Genomic DNA, 2802 nt, shown 5'->3' with positions numbered 1-2802 from the left:
ATGAAGAGATGTGGGCGCTGGATGTGTCGGCGATGTCGAGCTATCACGCCGGGGCCTCGACGGTCGCCGCGGCGCTGACGCCGTTCACTCAACCGCTGCAGAGTCTGGCCGGCGAGGGTCCCGCAGCCGCAGCGGTGGCCGCGCCAGCGGCAGCAATCTCGTCGACAAAGTCCACCGTCATCAACTTCGGCCTGGCAAATCTGGGCAGCCTGAATTTCGGTAATGCAAACTCGGGCAGCTCAAACATCGGCAGCGGCAACATCGGCAGCGGAAACTTCGGCAGCGGGAACTTCGGCGGCGGAAACTTCGGTAGCGGAAATATTGGTACCGGAAACGTCGGCCTCGGAAACGCCGCTCCCTCAACCGCTACCGGGTACAACTTCGGCGCGGGTAATACCGGTAGCAATAATATCGGCTTTGGGAACTCCGGCATCGGAAACTTCGGCTTCGGCAACAGCGGCAACGGCAACATCGGTATCGGTCTAACCGGGAATGGCCAGGTAGGCATCGGTGGGCTGAACTCAGGCGCCGGCAACATCGGTCTGTTCAACTCGGGCACCGGGAACGTCGGCTTTTTCAATTCCGGCACCGGCAACTTCGGCATCGGCAACTCCGGTAACTACAACACCGGCCTGTTCAACTCAGGCAGCGTCAACACCGGACTATTTAATGCGGGCATCGCCAATACGGGCTTCACGAACGCGGGAAACTACAACACCGGTAGCTTTAATATAGGTAACTTGAACACCGGTGACTTCAATCCCGGTAACTCCAACACCGGATATTTGAACATCGGCAACGTTAACACCGGCTTCCTAAACTCGGGCAACGTGAATACGGGCGCCCTCAACTCGGGCAACTATAGTAACGGCGTCCTGTGGAGCGGAGGCTTCCAAGGGCTAGGGCCCAGCCTTGGCCTGACGATCCCGCCGATCCCACTGGGCATCAACGCAGACGGATCCGTCGGCGGTATCACTCTGTTCCCGAATGGGTTGACGCTTCCCCCAATCCCGTTGAACCTCGGCGGCACGGTCGGGCCGTTCGTTATTTCCGATACTGCCGTGCAACCGATTACGCTGCCTCCGATCCCGTTGAACCTCGGCGGCACGGTCGGGCCGTTCGTTATTTCCGATCCTGCCGTGCAACCGATTACGCTGCCTCCGATTCCGCTGAAGATCGGCGGCACCGTCGGTCCCTTTGTCATATCGGACCCGGCGGTCCAGCCGATCACCCTGCCGCCCTTGCATCTGTCGGTCGGCCCCATCAAAGTTCCGTCCATCGGTATCAACCCGATCCCACTGGCGATCAATGTGGGCGGCAGTATCGGAAACGGTGGAACGGCTATCACCATCCCATCGTTTCCGTTCGGGAGCGTGCTCTTAGGTCCCGGCGGTGCCGGACCGATATACATGAATGTCGACCTCCCAATCGGCATCAGCGTTCAAGGCGGTCTCCCCGGCGGCCCGACGTATGCGGCCATCGGCCCGATTTCGACCATCCCGTTCGAAATCGGGATATTCGACGTCACCGTATTCGGTCCGAACGGCTACACCCTCCCGCCGATACAGATACCGGCGATCCCGCTCGGCATCGAGGGGACGTTGTTCGGTCCCAGTGGTTATACGGTTCCGAAAATCTATGTGCCGCCGATTCCGTTGGGCATTGAGGGGACGTTGTTCGGTCCCAGCGGTTATACGGTTCCGAAAATCTATGTTCCGCCGATTCCGTTGGGCATTGAGGGGACGTTGTTCGGTCCCAGCGGTTATACGCTTCCCAAGATCTATGTGCCGCCGATCCCGTTGGGCATCGAGGGAACCTTGTTCGGCCCGAACGGCTATACCATCCCGCCGATCACTATTCCGCCAATCCCGCTAAACCTCAACGCGGTTGGCAGCGCCGGCCCGCTCAGCGTTCCGCTCTTCAACTATCCGTCGAGCTCGGGATTCGCCAATACGACCAGCAGCCCGTCTTCGGGCTTCTTCAACTACGGGCCGGGCGGTACGTCTGGCTTTTCGAACTGGGGCGCGAACAGCTCGGGTTTCGGGAATTCGGCCGTCAGCCTTGGCAATTCGGGCTTCAACAATGCCGGCGGATTGGTGTCTGGCGTGATGAACGTCGGGAACACGATCTCCGGTCTGCTCAACGCCAACCCCTTGGGCACCGCGACCGCGGCGTTGGTATCCGGAGCCGCGAATTCCGGCATCAAGCTCTCCGGCTTCCTGTTCCAGGGCACCGGTCCCTAACCAGGTGTAGATCTGGCGGTCTGCGACTGCTCGGAACGACGGCCGCAAAGATGGTGTCTCGCCGGCCACCGTACCCGCCTGAGGATCGCATGCTTTTCGTGAGAATTTGGCATGCGCACCCCTGAATTCAAAAGATTGTACTGCCTGCTTTTCGGCGGATTCACGGGTGGTCGTTTTGTTAGCGACACTAACGCGATGGGTACGCTTGTTCACCGAAATGCTTTGGCGCCCGCGGAAGTCGGCGTCGGATTCGGCTCGCCCCTGCTTGACATCGGTGGGGGAGCTGTCGCTCTGAGCGGCCCTTGTAAAGCAAATTGGCAATTGTCGCTAAAAGTTATCACGATCAGATAACGGTTAGGTCTCGGTTCGATAAATTGAACAAATGCTCTTCGCGGTCCGCGTAGCTTCTCCGCTACGACATCAGCTTGATGGCCGACGCAGTGGTCGGGCAGTAGCGGGTTGTCCTGAGTGCCATTTGGCTTGATGCTGCTTGAGAGAGGTTGGAGCGATGAACTTTTCAGTGTTGCCGCCGGAGGTCAACTCTGCTCTGATACTTGCT

The 2802-nt window shown here is 59.3% G+C and carries 1 pseudogene; it reads left to right on the top strand.

What is annotated here, in order from left to right:
- A pseudogene (locus BST12_RS28625) lies at nucleotides 1–2243 on the top strand (PPE family protein); the annotation flags it as partial.
- Nucleotides 2244–2802: the final 559 nt, after the last annotated feature.

Origin of the sequence: Mycobacterium angelicum (genome assembly GCF_002086155.1) — a bacterium.
In the GTDB taxonomy this organism is placed as follows: domain Bacteria; phylum Actinomycetota; class Actinomycetes; order Mycobacteriales; family Mycobacteriaceae; genus Mycobacterium; species Mycobacterium angelicum.
Note: the sequence above shows the minus strand (reverse complement) of the source record. Positions and strands in the feature narration are given on the sequence as shown.